Source organism: Methylomonas albis (assembly GCF_014850955.1).
Lineage (GTDB): Bacteria > Pseudomonadota > Gammaproteobacteria > Methylococcales > Methylomonadaceae > Methylomonas > Methylomonas albis.
Map to the genome: position 1 here is coordinate 2,296,498 of NZ_JACXSS010000001.1, position 15,831 is coordinate 2,312,328.

14 protein-coding genes and 2 pseudogenes are annotated in these 15,831 nt (G+C 51.0%); 12 read left to right on the forward strand and 4 right to left on the reverse strand.

The window, feature by feature from the left end:
* Nucleotides 1-175: 175 nt before the first annotated feature.
* From EBA_RS10590 to EBA_RS10625, 8 genes and pseudogenes are all read left to right on the forward strand, one after another.
* Complete coding sequence (locus EBA_RS10590; protein WP_192374692.1) at nucleotides 176-424, forward strand: acyl carrier protein; 249 nt, start codon at nucleotides 176-178, stop codon at nucleotides 422-424.
* A 6-nt stretch (nucleotides 425-430) separates the two neighbouring features.
* Entirely contained in the window at nucleotides 431-1,078 is a 648-nt protein-coding gene (locus tag EBA_RS10595) for a COG4648 family protein (protein WP_225616140.1), read from the forward strand.
* Complete coding sequence (locus EBA_RS10600) at nucleotides 1,075-1,455, forward strand: ApeI family dehydratase (RefSeq protein ID WP_192374693.1); 381 nt, start codon at nucleotides 1,075-1,077, stop codon at nucleotides 1,453-1,455. The genes EBA_RS10595 and EBA_RS10600 overlap by 4 nt, the downstream gene beginning before the upstream one ends.
* A complete protein-coding gene (locus tag EBA_RS10605) occupies nucleotides 1,439-2,182 on the forward strand; it encodes a glycosyltransferase family 2 protein (RefSeq protein ID WP_192374694.1) in 744 nt (247 codons plus the stop codon). Before EBA_RS10600 ends, EBA_RS10605 begins: the two co-directional genes overlap by 17 nt.
* The gene (locus tag EBA_RS10610) at nucleotides 2,179-3,132 is read left to right on the forward strand and encodes an LpxL/LpxP family acyltransferase (protein ID WP_192374695.1); all 954 of its coding nucleotides are present in this window, start codon (nucleotides 2,179-2,181) and stop codon (nucleotides 3,130-3,132) included. Before EBA_RS10605 ends, EBA_RS10610 begins: the two co-directional genes overlap by 4 nt.
* Nucleotides 3,132-3,548, forward strand: coding sequence for an acyl-CoA thioesterase (locus EBA_RS10615; RefSeq protein ID WP_192374696.1), 417 nt, complete (start codon nucleotides 3,132-3,134; stop codon nucleotides 3,546-3,548). Before EBA_RS10610 ends, EBA_RS10615 begins: the two co-directional genes overlap by 1 nt.
* Before the next feature lie 206 nt (nucleotides 3,549-3,754).
* Nucleotides 3,755-5,013, forward strand: a pseudogene (locus EBA_RS10620) (IS3 family transposase).
* A gap of 52 nt (nucleotides 5,014-5,065) precedes the next feature.
* A pseudogene (locus EBA_RS10625) lies at nucleotides 5,066-5,943 on the forward strand (transposase); the annotation flags it as partial.
* Nucleotides 5,944-6,771: 828 nt separating this feature from the next.
* On the opposite strand, the gene EBA_RS10630 reads toward EBA_RS10625, so the two are convergent.
* Together EBA_RS10630 and EBA_RS10635 are read right to left on the reverse strand one after the other, a co-directional pair.
* Entirely contained in the window at nucleotides 6,772-8,247 is a 1,476-nt protein-coding gene (locus EBA_RS10630) for an ISNCY family transposase (RefSeq protein ID WP_192374697.1), read from the reverse strand.
* A gap of 858 nt (nucleotides 8,248-9,105) precedes the next feature.
* Nucleotides 9,106-10,095, reverse strand: coding sequence for a DUF4062 domain-containing protein (locus EBA_RS10635; protein ID WP_192374698.1), 990 nt, complete (start codon nucleotides 10,093-10,095; stop codon nucleotides 9,106-9,108).
* Between the two features lie 253 nt (nucleotides 10,096-10,348).
* Between EBA_RS10635 and EBA_RS10640 the strand changes: the two genes are divergently transcribed.
* From EBA_RS10640 to EBA_RS10655, 4 genes are all read left to right on the forward strand, one after another.
* Complete coding sequence (locus EBA_RS10640; RefSeq protein WP_192374699.1) at nucleotides 10,349-11,122, forward strand: hypothetical protein; 774 nt, start codon at nucleotides 10,349-10,351, stop codon at nucleotides 11,120-11,122.
* 181 nt (nucleotides 11,123-11,303) lie between these two features.
* Nucleotides 11,304-12,359, forward strand: coding sequence for a replication initiation factor domain-containing protein (locus EBA_RS24725; protein WP_192374700.1), 1,056 nt, complete (start codon nucleotides 11,304-11,306; stop codon nucleotides 12,357-12,359).
* Nucleotides 12,356-12,679, forward strand: coding sequence for a helix-turn-helix domain-containing protein (locus EBA_RS24900; RefSeq protein WP_407663546.1), 324 nt, complete (start codon nucleotides 12,356-12,358; stop codon nucleotides 12,677-12,679). Before EBA_RS24725 ends, EBA_RS24900 begins: the two co-directional genes overlap by 4 nt.
* On the forward strand, nucleotides 12,616-13,623 hold the full coding sequence (locus EBA_RS10655) for a tyrosine-type recombinase/integrase (RefSeq protein WP_407663596.1): 1,008 nt from the start codon (nucleotides 12,616-12,618) through the stop codon (nucleotides 13,621-13,623). The genes EBA_RS24900 and EBA_RS10655 overlap by 64 nt, the downstream gene beginning before the upstream one ends.
* A gap of 184 nt (nucleotides 13,624-13,807) precedes the next feature.
* Here EBA_RS10655 and EBA_RS10660 read toward each other — a convergent pair whose 3' ends face one another.
* Both EBA_RS10660 and EBA_RS10665 read right to left on the reverse strand, forming a co-directional pair.
* Complete coding sequence (locus EBA_RS10660) at nucleotides 13,808-14,479, reverse strand: ATP synthase subunit B family protein (protein WP_192374702.1); 672 nt, start codon at nucleotides 14,477-14,479, stop codon at nucleotides 13,808-13,810.
* 101 nt (nucleotides 14,480-14,580) lie between these two features.
* Nucleotides 14,581-15,810, reverse strand: coding sequence for an IS256 family transposase (locus EBA_RS10665; protein WP_192374356.1), 1,230 nt, complete (start codon nucleotides 15,808-15,810; stop codon nucleotides 14,581-14,583).
* Nucleotides 15,811-15,831: the final 21 nt, after the last annotated feature.

Sequence of the window (15,831 nt, forward strand, 5' to 3'; positions counted from 1 at the left end):
AATCCATACCTGGCGTAGTAATTTATCGCGCGGTTAGCAGAGATACTTGGCGCTTGGCGTGGCGCTGAAGAACAATACAATATCAAACCGATACCGTTTAATCGTGCTTATTGAGCAAGTGTCGCATAACTAGCCCGGCCGGTTTTAGCATATCGCAATAGGAAACAACACCCGTATGAAGACCCAAGAAGACGTATTCTCCACCTTAAGACAACTGATGGTGGAAATGTTCGAGTTAACGGCCGAGGACATCACCTTGGAGGCTAACTTACGGCAGGATTTAGACATCGACAGCATCGATGCGGTGGATTTGATGGTGCGGCTGCGGGAGATCACCGGCAAACGCATCAATCCCGAAGATTTCAAAAACGCTCGCACCATCCAGGACGTGGTCGATACCGTCTATCGGATCAGCGCAGAATAGGCCTGGATGTTTAAGGATTTTCTCAACAATCTGCTGCCGGCCAAACGCCAAGCCCATCCCGACACAAGTGTTTACTCAAGGCCTAAGGCAGAGCCTCGGCACATCATCCTGAATGTGCTTGTTGCGGGGGTGACTGTCAGCTATCCCTTTCTGATTTGGTTTTCCGCCGATTATTTGCAGCCGCGCTCCATGGCCTTGGGGCTTGCCGGTTTGTTCTTACTGCGTTATTGGTTGCAGAAAACCGTTAAACCGGCTGGTAAAGCCGAGTCTCGGTTGATATTGGCTTGCGCGCTGTTTTTGTTGCTTGGAGCACTGGTTAACAATGCCGGCTGGCTGCTGGCTTATCCGGTGTTCGTCAGCCTGCTGTTTTTTGCGGTATTCTCCTTTAGCTTGATTCATCCGCCGACGGTGGTGGAGCGCTTGGCGAGACTGGAGTTTCCTAACCTGCCAGCCCATGGCGTGCTGTATACCCGCAAAGTCACTCTGGTGTGGAGCGGCTTTTTCCTCGGAAACGCGGCAATGTCTTTGCTGACCATTTGGTATGGCGACCGCTGGTTGTGGAGCCTTTACAACGGTTGCATCGCCTACGTGTTGATGGGATTGTTGATGGCGGGAGAAATGGCTGTCCGCCGCAAAGTCAAGGCCAGCTTTTGAGTACGCTAATTGCCCAAGCCGTTTTGTTCCCGGAAATACTAAACGAACAAACCCAAGCCGATAGTGCGGTGTTGGGCTTGCGTATCCCCACCGATCTGACCTATTTCAATGGTCATTTCGATGAGATTGCCGTAGTACCCGGCGTGGTGCAAATCCAATGGGCGGTGCATTACGCTCGGCAATACCTGGGTTTAACCCGCGTATTCAGTCATATGGAATCGGTCAAATTCAAAGAGTTGTTGTTACCTGGCCAGCAGTTGGAATTGGCATTGGCATTGCAATATCTGCCGGCAGCTAACAAACTGTCTTTTTGTTACCGCTCGGTAAGCTGCGAATATAGCTCCGGAAGAATCTACTTTCATGACGACCTTGTTTAATCCCTGCATTCTGATTCCGGTCTACAACCACGAAAAGCCGCTCCCTGGGATTGTCGCGCGTTTGGCTGCTTATCAACTGCCTTGTCTGTTGGTGGATGACGGTAGCGAGGCATCCTGTGCCGAGGTTATTCGCGGATTATCCGCGCAATATGCCTGGGTACAAAGCATCAGACTGGGGCTGAACCAAGGCAAGGGCGCTGCGCTGAAAGCCGGGATTTTAGCGGCGCATGCTCAAGGCTATTCGCATGCCTTGCAAATCGATGCCGACGGCCAGCACGATTTAAACGACCTGGATAAATTCTTAACCGCAGCCCAACAAGCACCGGCAGCGGCGGTCATCGGCCGAGCGCTGTTCGACGCTTCGATTCCCAAACTACGCTATTACGCCCGTTATCTGACCCATGCCTGGGTGCACATCAACACGCTATCCTGCGCCATCCCCGACTCCATGTGTGGCTACCGTGTCTATCCGCTGGCATCCTGCGCGCAGTTGATCCAAAGCGTTACCATGGAAAATCGCATGGGTTTTGATACGGAAATTTTGGTTCGGCTTTACTGGCAAGGGGTGTCGATCATCTCCATTCCCACCCATGTGCGCTATCCACTCGACGGCATCTCGCATTTCCGGGCCTGGGAGGATAACCTGCTCCTGAGTCAGACGCATGCCCGCTTGTTTTTCGGCATGTTGTTACGGATGCCGACTCTGTTGCTGAGGCATTTTCGATGAAACCGGCAAGCACCGCCGCCCGTCATTGGGCCGCTGTCGAGGAAAATAGCCTGCTGTGGGGCATAAGCGTATTGGTGTGGGTGTATCGGACCGGCGGCCGTTGGGTGTTCCGCTTATTTTTGCGTCCGGTCGTCAGCTACTACTTTCTGGCCGGGCGGCTTGCCCGCCAGGCTTCAAGAGATTATCTAAGCCACCTCGGCCGCTTCTATCCCGATTTGCCGATCAACGGCGGTTACTGGCAAAGTTACCGGCATTTCCTCTGCTTCGGCGAAACCTTGCTGGATAAAATTGTGGTTTGGACCGGCAACATCACGCCCGAGCAAGTCGATTTCCCCCATCGCCAATTGCTGCTGGATTTGATCGCAGAAAAGCGCGGGGCCATGCTGCTATCAGGGCACATCGGCAATCTGGAAATTTGTCAGGCCATCGCTACGATGCGCGGCCACATTCATCTGAACATACTGGTGCATACCAAGCATGCCGAGAAGTTCAACCGCTTGCTCGGCAGCCGAGGCAGCGCCACCATCCAATTGATTCAAGTGACGGAGTTGAGCCCGGCCATCGCCATTACCTTGCAGGAAAAGATCGAACGCGGCGAGTTTTTAGTCATGGTGGGCGACCGGATTCCGGTGCAAGGCGGACGTACTGTATCAGCCAGCTTTCTGGGCGAGGACGCCGAATTCCCGCAAGGCCCTTATCTGCTGGCCTCGCTGTTGCGTTGCCCGGTCTACACCTTGTTTTGCTTTCCGGTGGCAGGGCGATTCAAAATTCATCTTGAGCTATTTGCCGACCACATCCGCATTCCCCGCGCCGAACCGCAGCGTAAAGAAATGTTGGAAACCCTGGCCAGGCGCTATGCGCAGAGGCTGGAGGCCTATTGTCGCCTAGCGCCACTGCAATGGTTCAATTTTTACCCTTATTGGAGCCGGTCGGCTGCGGAGGATAAGTGATGCTACGTGCCGAAGTCGAATTGACCGTGCCTTTTCATGACATCGATTTATTGAACATCGCTTGGCATGGACACTATTGCAAATATATCGAGATTGCCCGTTGCGCCATGCTGGACAAAATCGGCTACGGTTATATGGCCATGAAAGACACTGGCTATGTTTGGCCGATTGTGGATTTGCAATTGCGCTTCATCCGTCCCGCCAGATTTGAACAACGCATCATCGCTGAAGCGCAATTGGTGGAATACGAATACAGGATGAAAATCAAATATCGGATACTGGATGCCGAAACCCGCGAAGTATTGGCTAAGGGCCATTCCATCCAGGCAGCGGTAAGCGCGGTCAGCGGCGAAATGTGCTATGCCTCGCCGCCGGTATTTCTGGAAAAACTCGGTATTAAAATCGAAGCTCCCTAGCGGGCAGGTGCAGCGGTTTGCAATCGAAAACACGCAAACCGGCAATCAGCACAAATGTTGACCGAAATTAGATACAACTGACGGGCATTTAAACCGAGATTATTTGCAATTGAACCTGCAATCATCCGCCGTAAACCGACTAAAGTGGACCCCGAAATCTGGACAGTAATTTAAGCTATGCCCTGACGGAAAATAATAGACAGGAAATGAGCGAAAGTAAGCGGAAGATATATACAGGGGCGCAAAAGGCAAAGGTTGCCTTGGAAGCAGTCAGAGGCACGAAGACGATCAATGAGATCGCCCAAGAGCACGGCGTGCATCCCACCCAGGTCAGCCAATGGAAAAAAGAGTTGCTGGACAATGCCGGCAGTCTGTTCGACGGCAAGCGAGGGCCGAAACCGGTCAATGCGCAGAACGATCCGGACCGGTTATATGCCAAGATCGGGCAACTCAATATGGAACTGGACTGGCTTAATACCCACACGGGGCACTAGAAAAAAGTCTGGGATCAGCCTGTAGAGGTGCGTCAAACCTGGATAGCAGCCGACGACGAGATAGCGTTATCAACGCAATGCCAATTGCTCAAGATCACGCGTTCTGTGGTATACGAGCAGAAAAAGCGTTTACTGAAAGCTGTTGACGAAGATGAAGGCCTGTTGCTGCGCTTGCTCGATGAGGCATATACGCGGCATCCTTTTTACGGCTCTCGGCGGATGACGAGGTACCTCTGTAGCGGCGGACAGGTGGTTAATCGCAAGCGGGTTCAGCGCTTGATACCCACAGGGCACAAGTGCAAACCCTCGGATTGGCGGGCATGGCGCCCGGCCCCAATACCAGTAAGCCGCATCCGCAGCACAAGACTTATCCGTATCTGTTGAGGGGCCTCGACATCATCCGGCCCAACCAAGTGTGGAGTACCGACATCACCTATATTCGGTTGCCGCGTGGCTTTGTCAATCTGGTGGCGATCATCGACTGGTATAGCCGCAAAGTGCTGTCATGGCGGTTGTCGAATACCATGGATGCCGGGTTTTGTGTGGACTGTTTGGAAGAAGCCATCAAGGCCTACGGAACGCCAGAGATATTCAATAGTGATCAGGGATCGCAATTCACCAGTGACGCTTTCACCGGCGTCCTGATCGAGCACGGCGTCACGATCAGCATGGACGGACGAGGTCGGGCTCTGGACAATATTTTTGTCGAGCGGCTATGGCGAACGGTGAAATACGAAGAGGTGTATTTGAAACAGCACGGTAGCCTGCAGGAATTGTTGATGGGCTTGACTCGCTACTTCATGTTTTACAACGAGGAGCGCCTGCATCAATCGTTGGATTACAAAACGCCGGATGATGTGTATCGGACGGCTGTAGGCGGCGGCGCCAAGATTGTGGATAAATTTAACGGGAAGGCGGAAGCTTGTTCCCGTGTAGAAGAATTGGGACAGCGCCATTCAGCTGGAGTATGAACAGGGTTCGATCTTAAACTGAGTCATAATTTGTCTGGACAATGGGGTCCACTTTAGTGTTGGCCTGGAGCTTCGCCCCGGACGCTGGCATTCGTCTTTGGAGATCGAGTATTTTCTCGAACGGCTGTTGCCGCGTGTCGAACGTCTGGTGTCAGCCGAACAAGCCGTACTGATGCGCAAGGATTCTGGCTTCGACAGTGCCAAACTGCTGTTTGCGGCGGCCGCTGAAAAAGAGCGTTGGGCCGCCGACCGGCGCTTCGACTATCTGGTGAAGTGGAATCCACGTCGCCAGGCTAAAGAAACCTGGGTAATGCAGGCCGAGGCCGCAGGTCGCTTCGTCGAAAAGCGCCCCGGCAAACGCGAAGCGCTGTTCTCGATGAACGTCGAACGCGCCTTCGGCAAACAAACCCGAACCTTTCGCCTGGTGATTCGCCTAATCGAACGCACCATCGACCGGCGAGGACAACACCTGCTGTTGCCCGACATCGCACTGGAAGGCTGGTGGACCAGTCTGGACGACGACGAAGCGCTGGTCATCGAACGTTACCGCGATCACGGCACCCATGAACAGTTTCATTCCGAATTCAAGACCGACCTCGACCTGGTACGCTTGCCATCAGGCAAACCTGTCCTGAGCGAAGTCGAAGGGTTTGACACCAACGACGCCATTTTGCGCTTGGGGATGCTAGCCTACAACTGCCTGCGGTTGCTTGGACAATTAGGCTTGCTGGGTGATCTGGCGCCGATCCGACACCCGGCCAAGCGGCGGCGGATTAGAACGGTGTTACAGGACATCATGTACCGGGCCGCGCAGGTTATCCACAAAGCAAGACAATGGTGGCTGGATTTGGGCCAATTCTCGCCCGTTGCCCGGCTATTTGAGTATCTGCAGCAGGGTTGGTGATTCAGCCAGCTGCCGTACCGGGATAAACGCGGCCGGAAACGCACAATCATACGGACTCACCCCGGCTACTCACTAACCGGGGCGCCGTCCGTTTGTGCATTGGCTGCCGAAATGGCCAGAACAGGTGCTGGCAGAGGCTTTTTGGAGAGAAAACGCATCTGCAGATTGAGAAGAACAACGCAGGGCTGGTTGGGTAGTCGAAAAAATGACCCTCATTCGAATGCTGGCGGACGTTTAAACTGATAGCAACACTGATTCAGGTATTGTTTCTTGTCTTTTCTATATAAAAGATCATTCCCAATATGACTCTATCCGGGCAAATGTTTTTAAAAAAATAGATGAAAAGCTCCAAAATCTGTCAAATGTTTTGTCCGATACTGAGCTTGCATGCTTGACTTTGGATTCTCTTACTTGCCCTTACATTGATAACAAACGCAAAAGAAAATATATAAATCGTTTGTGTAGCGGTTTAGCTATAGCGCCACCAAGCAAGAATTTGTTGATTTCCTGGCGTCATATTCCACACAGTATTGGTTTGTTAATTGGCGTGAGATAGACCCATTAAATGCTCTTGAGCGCAAGGAATTGAGGCAGGTATATTAATTGTGGTAGCTTATACCGTGAAAGGTAACCAATATCCCCTCTTTTTTTGTTAGCTTGTGCTAGTCCGAAAAGCATCATTTTCAGCGCTGTCATCCGTCTGACTTTGGGGAATCCGGCTCTGTGCGACATTGTCCTCCTGCCAAACGAGCCGGTTTCCCAGTGCTTGAGGTGAAAGCCGCGCAAATTCCTGTCCTTTTTGCGTACTTTCGCCTGAGCATCGCAGCCCATGGTTGTTCCGGTTGCCAAATCGGTTACGCAGCGGATTTATTCTGCCAACCTTGTTTCGCCGCTCGTCGTCGTTTTTCGCGCGCTTGCTCTTGCTGCCAGAGGATGTCGCCGATACGATGGATGTTGCGTGCCACAACGGCCAATGCAAAATAGCGCTTAAAACCGGCGATGCCGTGGTCGGGGCATTGGTCTAGACCGTGTACTTCCAATGCATTGATGGCCGATTCGACGGCTGCATGGTGGCGGCGCGCTTGTTTAAACATCACACTGTGTTCGATAGCCCGGCGTTCTTGGGAAAGCTTGCCTTTGCGCGGCAGCACCACCTGATCCAACTGCTTTGCCAGATCCTGTTGGTTGGCGGGCGAATGAAAGCCTTTGTCAAAGCTGCAGGCCCGAAGGTCCGGAAACTTGTGCTGGGCATCCCGGATGATGGCGACCGCAACCTTGTCGTCCGTTTCGCCTGCCATCACCCGGTGGTGCAGGATGAATCGGTACTGGTCTTCCACCACGCCTACGCGCACACCCAGTTCGACGGGCACGCCGGCTTTGCCTTTACTGATCCATTCGGTATGCGGCTGGAATAGGGAGAACACTTTTTCGGCGTGCGGGATAACTTCGCCATGCATCACGCGCCGTTCGATCTGCTCGATCTGGCGCTCGGCATGGACGATAAAGCCTTGTATGTCCAGGCATAGCGCATCGGGCCGAACGTGCTGCAAGAGGGTCAGTGTACGCCCGACTTTGTCCAGCTGTTTTCGGGCGCTTTCCAGCAGAGTTTGATGGGCTTGTTGCGCAGGATCAAGGGTAGCCCCTTCGGCCGCCTTCGCTTTGCAGCGCTTTTTCATTTGCGCAGCGCGCACCAGGCGCTTGAAGGCCTTGATGCTGTGCCGGTATTGCCGAAAGTCGCGGGGGCCCACGGCCTCACACCCGCGTCCGATTAAGGTCAATAGCTTACGCAGCGCGTCCAGTAGCAAGGTCATGTCGGTCGGATAATGCACGTTCGTTTCAACCACAAAGGAGTCGCACCGCCCACGCAGGGCTGCGCCGCCCTTTTTTACCAGGACGTGGCCCTCCTGCACCACCAGCGTATTGATTTTGTCCAGCAATTCCGGCGTGAACAGCCTGAGGTTGTCCACGAGGCTTTGATAGCTGTATTGATGCTCGTTGAATGGTCCGTGCCCGAGCATTTGCCTGAGCGTCACGTGCTGGTTGACCAATTCGTGCAGGCGATCGTAATCCGGGTTCAAATCCAGCCGCAGCACCGCACAGACAAAAATATTCCACAACGGCATGCCGGGGCGTCCCAAAGCCTTGTCGATTTTCGGCAGCAGTTCGGATTCCAGCAAGGCAAACAGCGCTTCGCGCAGTGGCTGGTTCAGATACAGGTGCTGTAACCCGCATAACACCTTGGGAATGTCGTCCCGTGATTTTTTATCGAAGACAATCTCTGCAATGTCCACTTCACCCACGCTCATTTGTTCCGCTTTCACAACTCGCATCGTTGCTCTCCCGGTTGGCATTCACATGATAGAGCAATGATACCAAGCGACTCTAATACTGGGGAGTTTTTGCTGAGCGGCAGCGCGAAGATTTTGCCCTGAGTGACGCAAATGGGCGCAAAACCGCTTTTTGCAACGCCGTTTCCCTAGTTCCGCCACCCTCTTCGTTTTGGAAACAGGGCCTAGCTTGTTGATTCTTATTGCCTATTTTATTTTCGGGCAAGCACTAGCTTGAAAGGGCTATCGAATCATATGCCACGAAGCGAGCCGGCCATCACCCTATGGGCTGAGGGTCATTCAGCGACGTAGGAGCGGGCGACCGTACACACTCAGGGGTGAGGTTACCTTTCCTTTCAATGTCGGAAACTGAGCCAATACAACACCCTGGTGGCGGCTGGCAGTAGATATATGCGCATGGTCTTAGTCGGAAAATCATGGCAGAATTCTAGAGATGCACCCAAAACCGCCAGTTGGCATGTGCAGAACGGCACACCGTTTAATAATTTGCAGGAACTGGGCGGATGGAGTGAGCCAACGATGGTACAGCGTTATGCTCATTTGTCGCCTGGTCATCTTGCCGAGTACGCAGACAACGCCAGACTTGGTACAAATTTGGTACAGCAAATAAAAAAGGCCTAGGTAAAAAACCTAAGCCTTTGATATATATGGAGCTGGCGATGGGACTCGAACCCGCGACTGGCTGATTACAAATATCATATTTGCATTTAACCATCAATTAAATCAATGTCTTGCAATGTCCGCCGTAACCAAAAACAGCCTCAAAAAGCGAAGAACAAGCTATTAACCGTCTAATGTAGCTACGATTTAGCTACGGAAAATTATGACTCAACCGGAGAGTCAAGTTTGTGAGATCAAATTAGTTGAGGCCTCGAATTTTAGACGATCGGCAAATGCTAAAAATCGTTCACCCAATGGTGTCACACTGAACATGCGCCATTGAACACCTGCCACTTTTTCATTCTTCACTAAACCGTGTACCTGCAATTTTGTGCAGACGTTGTAATAAAGGAATTTTTCAATATCACTACTTGCCGCTTTATTAGTAATTCCAGTGACAATGTAGTTTGAATAGACCGTAAATAAGCGATACAGATCATATTTTGGTGTCTGCGCGTCTTCTGATCCATTAAATACCGGTGTTTCGATTTCTATCTTACTTAGTAATAATGCAAGTTCATGGAGATTAACTTGGTCAGCTTCTGCTTTTGCAACACCATTACTTACTTTCTTGAGCTGTGCAAGTTGCTGCTCAAGATCGTTTCGTTGCGTCGTTAATCTCTTGATCTCATCTAATAAAGGTGCGCTGTCTAAGATTTGATCCCCTTTGACCCATCCACTAAATTTATAACGGCCAATGAAATCACCAATAGTCTCATGGACAGTTAACTTAATATCCTTGGCATCGTCAAAGAATGAAGAAATATTAGCAAGGACCTTAGCTTTAAAACCAGCTAGTGCGGCAGGTTGCTGACGCTCAATGTAGTCTATGCTATGTGCCTTAACTTTCTCGTCAAGTGCTTTTTCAGTAATAACCACGGCAAATAATGGCATTTCTTTCTCTACTGCGTAGTCATACTCAAGCTCGGTATAACTAAGCGAAGTCGTTGGTTCTATTGAACCGTAACGACCGCCGAGGATAAGCATATAGATATCGGATTCATCAATCCAGCGTTTGATAGTCTCCATCTGACTTTTATCTCCAGCCGTGAACAGTTCCATACCTGCCGGTATGTGCCCAGCTTTTAGAATTGCTTGGACTGCTGCTTGGCGCTCTTCCTTTAAGTCACTGTAGGTTGAAGAGATAAATACTTGTAGTTTCTTGTCCATGAAATTCCGATTATTAAGATGGGGGTAAACAAAGTTCATAGTCTGGGAACAAATGGCAAAAACTGGCAGAACATATTCAATATGCGACCTATGAATTTTTAGCAATTCTATCACGCCCGCCAGCCATCCACAGGAGGGACCCGCCGGGGCAGCGAAGCGGCAGCCCCAGAGGCGGGAGGTCCCTGTGGTTGGGTGGCGGATCGCGCAACTAGGTTTTATTATAATCCGCTTTAATCTCATTGCTTCACCGTCAATGAACGACAAATCCTTCGGCAAACTCACTGGTGAACAACTAGATAGAATCAATACGTTGGTAAAACATTTCCGCGTTAAAGTGCCTGAGGTTGAGCAGGCATACCGAGGAATCGATCAGAATGAGCTTGATTCAATGCTAGGCAGCGACTTCAGTTGGAGTCACCTCTATGAACTCCCTCTTGATGAGCACGTCGCAGCCTGCGCTTTCGTATTCGATTTGCAAGATATGCTAAAGCAAGCTGCTCAAGCCAAAGATCCCCAGCAATTCATTCTCGATTATTTCGATAACCTGAATTCGGATGATTGGAATGACGGTTATCAAGGCCGCTTCCTGAAACAGCATTTGATTGCTGCGGTGATGTCGATTATCAAGACCATGAAAAGCATCATGATTTATCAGAAGTCGTTATCGACATTGATTGAGGAAGTTCGTCAAGGTAAGGATAAGTCTCTATTCGAGGCTATCAGTATTGATCGATCTGTCATGGCTTGTATGCCTGTCAGGCGTCGGATCAGCATTGCTGAGATGAAGAGTGATCATAAATTCTTTAATGTGCTTAACAAAGCCACTAAAGGACCTTCTGGGAAAATTTGGATTCATCACGAACCATTACGGTTTGTCATGTCCGTATTGGTTGATTGTGGTGCGAACAACCTTAGCAGCGAGCAATTAGAAACACTGTTCGTGAATCGTCTAGGGCTGTATAACAAGCAACCCAGTGCACGAAAAAACATTTCCGAGCTATTCCTGAAAACCAAAAAATACAAATAACGCAACCATCGCAAATGATCGTTTGAGATGGGTGCTGATTGGCTTTTACCTGCATAAATTACCCAACCGTTGCGGGATGATCCCATTCCGCCATAGCCAAAACGGTGATTTATGCAATTTATCTTTCCACAGGACAATCAGAGCGGCGGGCAAGCCTCGCCCGATCATCACACCCAATTAAGTGAGAGCGCCACGCCGGCGACCGGGCGCGCACGCACGTGAGGAGCACCCGGCGCCGGGTAGCGCGGGCATGGATGATGCGGAGACTTTGGCCGAAGCTTCCCCCCGTTTGGTAACACGGGGGGAAAGTATTACCTCCCCTACCCCAAACAACCCCAAAGCCGCTTTAATTGATTGGCTGAATTTCACCTTTCCCTTCGACAATATTTCCGCAGACCGTCAAAGGATCAGCCAACGCCTTGACGATCAACTGTTTGCCGCCTTCGGTTACGCGACCACTCGCTTCCGCAACAAAGGCCATCTAGGGTATTCGGATTTCTGGGATTTGGGCAACGGTTTCGGCATTCTCGCCACCGGTGGCAAGTCTCAAGGTAATACCTGTTTGATCAGTTTGAACGGTGGTGGCTGTATGCCGATTCAAGATTGGCGGGCCGTGCATGATCTGTTAGTTTTACTTAATGCCAAAATCACCCGTGTGGACTTGGCCCATGATGATTTTGCCGGTGATTACAACATCACCGCTGGCCTGGAAATGCTAGCGCTTGGGCAGTTCACCACCAACGGCCGGCCACCGAATGCGATGTTTGTCGATGACTTCGATTCTGGCAAAGGCAAAACGCTGTATATCGGCAACCGCGACAGCGGCAAATTGCTCAGAGTATACGAGAAAGGCAAACAGCTCGGCGACCCGCTCAGTCCTTGGGTGCGTTGGGAGTTGGAATTACACAATAAAGACCGCTCAATTCCGCTCGATGTGTTGCTTCGCCCTGGCGATTACCTGGCCGGTGGCTATCCGTGTTTGGCCTGGGTATCGGAAACTCAAGATCGTATCAAAACTACCCGTAATCAATTAAAGATCAGCTTCGATCACTTGGTTAAGCATTGCCGGCAGAGTTACGGCAAATTGTTGTATGTGATGCATGAAGGCTTAGGCCAGGAACCGCTGGACATTGTCCAGGCCTTGTCGGTTGCCGGTATACCGTCCCGGTTGGATCTGCGCGATGCCATACCCGTCGAGCAACACATCCAAGCCCTAGTAGTATCTGAACCCGAATGAGCACACTCGACCTGCAACAAGCCGCCGAACTGCTCCGGATTCATCCGGTCACGTTACAAAGCAAAGCCAAGGCCGGTGAAATTCCGGGCGCTAAGATTGGCAAGTGCTGGGTATTTGTCGAGATTGACTTGATCGGATACATCCGCTCACAATACTCGCGGCGAACATTGCAGGGTGAACAGGAGATAAGCCTATGTCACTCTTTAAACGTAAAGACTCGTCCGTCTATTGGGTCAAGATCACCATCAACGGACGAATTGTACAAAAAAGCACTGGAACGCCCGACAAAACCAAAGCCCAAGAATTTCACGACCGCTTAAAGGTCCAGCTCTGGGAACAAACCAAGCTCGGCGCTAAACGGGGTTATTCGTGGAATGAAGCGGTCGTGCGCTGGTTGAGTGAAACCCAGCACAAAGCCTCGCGGGGCGATGATCTGGCGCATTTGCGTTGGCTGGATCAACACCTAAACGGGGTGGCGTTGGATGCCATCAACCGCGATGCGTTGGATCAGTTGATGCGGGCCAAGCTGGCTAGCGGTGTCGGTAACAGCACCGTCAACCGGATGCTGGCCTTAATCCGCTCGATCCTGCGCAAAGCCGCGCTGGAATGGGAATGGCTGGATAAGGTGCCGAAGATTCGTCTTTTGCCCGAGCCTAGCCGCCGTATCCGCTGGATCACCCGCGAAGAGGTTGATCGTCTGCTGCTGGAACTGCCGGACCATCTGAAAGCGATGGTGCGATTCAGTCTGGAAACCGGACTGAGACAAGCCAATGTTACCGGCTTGCTGTGGTCGCAGATCGATTTAACGCGGCGCTGTGCCTGGATACATCCCGACCAAGCCAAAGCCCGGCGGGCGATTGCCGTGCCGCTGTCAAAAGCGGCGGTGGTGATTATCCGCGAGCAATTGGGCAAGCATCAAAGCCACGTATTTACTTACCAGGGCCATCCGGTTCGAGAAGTGAATACCAAGGCTTGGCGCAATGCTCTTGATCGTGCCGGTATCGAGGATTTCCGCTGGCATGATCTGCGGCATACTTGGGCCAGTTGGCACGTGCAAGCAGGTACACCGTTACATGTGCTGCAAGAGTTGGGCGGTTGGGAGTCGGTCGAGATGGTGCGGCGCTATGCGCATCTTTCCAGTGAGCATTTGGCTGGGTATGTCGATCGGTTGTCGGCGCTACACGTCGTTGAAGACGATGCCGATAGCTACGATTTAGCTACGGCCAATAAAAAAGGCCTAGGTGAAAAACACCTAAGCCTTTGATATATATGGAGCTGGCGATGGGACTCGAACCCGCGACCGGCTGATTACAAACCAAAGACCAAATTTACAAGTCTTTCAAAATCAACAATCTACGGTGCTTGCCATCATTATGCCGTAGTTGAATTATCAATCATTTACATACCAGCCACACTTAAACGTGACACAAATCTGGCACACTCTTAAGTTAAGTTATGCCTTTTTTTGGCGAGGTATCTTTGTCATCCGATTTCCCTTTGCCTATCTTTTGGACAGTTTCGGCTAATTGAATAACCTTTTCGAATATTTTTGGGTCAAACTTATCGGAGTCATTCCCGGAAAATGCGGAAGTGGAATTTATATTCCAATGCTCAAAAGCTTCCTTAAATTGAACCCAGGTCGCGTCAGCTCCAATTGTTTCTAGATAGAATTTTCCGAATTTAATCGCGTGCTGGCGTTCACTATTCTTAATTGCTTCATGTGTAAATGACTGACCATAAGTAAAGCAGTACTTCGCCAAAGCAACAAAGAGACCAATAACGAGTACGCCTTTAAATGAAAAGAAAAATACTTCTGACCACAAGATGTCAGGCCTCCCACCAAGTGGAGTCAGTCCTAAAACGCCGAAATACAGTCCAGTTGCTACGCCAGCAACAAGTGCTAATGAACCTGCAATAGACCAATTTCGTCCTATGTCATGATATTTTTTGGCAGACTTATCAAGTGATTCCAATGTTTCCACAACGTATGCTGTAGACCTACTTTCAATCTGTTTCCGGCTATCTTCGCGGTATCTTTCTTTCTCGCGTTCTAGTTCTTCAAAAGCTGAAGCTAATTCTCGCTCTTTTTCTTGAGTTAATTTACTCAGATGGGCGTGCATTTGTGCAACTTCAGCCTCCTTCGAGGCCAGAGAGGTTTTTTGCAGTATAAGATTTTCCCGCAACTCGGGGGCATCCCGAATTTTGTGTAAACGGGTTTAAGTTATCGGTTAGGGATTCGGTCTTCGAACTGAATACTAAACCGGTTTAATGCGGCTTTCCAGTCATAGACGGGCATGGTCCACTTTTGGCTGATATTCTTCAATGCCAGATAGAGCAACTTGGATAATGCGTCATCGCTGGGGAAGATCGCGCGATTTTTTATGATTTTTCTCAGGCTTCGGTTCACCGATTCGATGGTATTAGTGGTGTAGATCACCTTGCGAATCTCGGGCGGATAGTCGAAAAACGGGATGATACGGTCCCAGTTTCGTCGCCAGATCGGGGCAATGGTGGGATAGGCTTCGTGCCAGTTGGCCTCGAATTCGGCCAGTTTTTGTTCGGCTTCCCTGACGGTAGCGGCTTGATAGATACGCTTGAGGTCGTCGGCGACCGACTGGCGCCTTTTGTAGCTGACGTAGTTAAGGCTGTTACGGACCAAGTGCACGATGCACAACTGCACAGTGGCTTTGGGAAACACGGTTTCGATCGCTTCCGGAAACCCCTTTAGACCGTCGACACAGGCGATAAAAACGTCGTTGACGCCACGGTTCTTGAGCTCGGTGACCACTTGCAGCCAAAATTTGGCGCCTTCGCTTTGGGCAATCCACAGCCCCAGCACCTCTTTGTGGCCGTCCAGATTGACACCAATAGCCAGATAGACCGCCTTGATCCGCACACTGCCACTGTCCCGCACTTTGGTGTGTAGGCAGTCGAGGTAGACGATGGGGTAAATCGGATCCAGCGGACGGGTTTGCCAGGCGCTCACCTCCTCAAGGACCGCGTCGGTCACCGAGGAAATCAAGGTGGGTGACACCTCCGTGTGATAGATCTCCAATAGATGGGCCTGGATTTCCCGTACCGTCAGGCCGCGGGCGTACAACGAGATGATCTTGTCGTCGAAGCCCGTCCAGCGCCGTTGATGCTTGGCGATAATCTGGGGTTCGAATTCGCCATGACGGTCACGGGGAATCTCGATGGGTAAGTCGCCGAAGTCGCCTTTGAGCGTTTTCCGGCTCTTGCCGTTACGGGCATTGCTATTGGCGTTGGTCACCGCCTCATGCTTGCCGTGGCCCAAATGCGCGGTCATTTCCGCTTCCAGGGCGCGTTCGACAATGGCTTTGGTCAACTGCTTTAACAGTCCATTGGCACCGATCAGGTCTTCGGGTGTTTGATAGTTCGACATTAAGGCATCGAGTAATTCATCAGGAATGGCTTTGGGTGATACGGTCATTTTTTCATCCTCATCAGGATC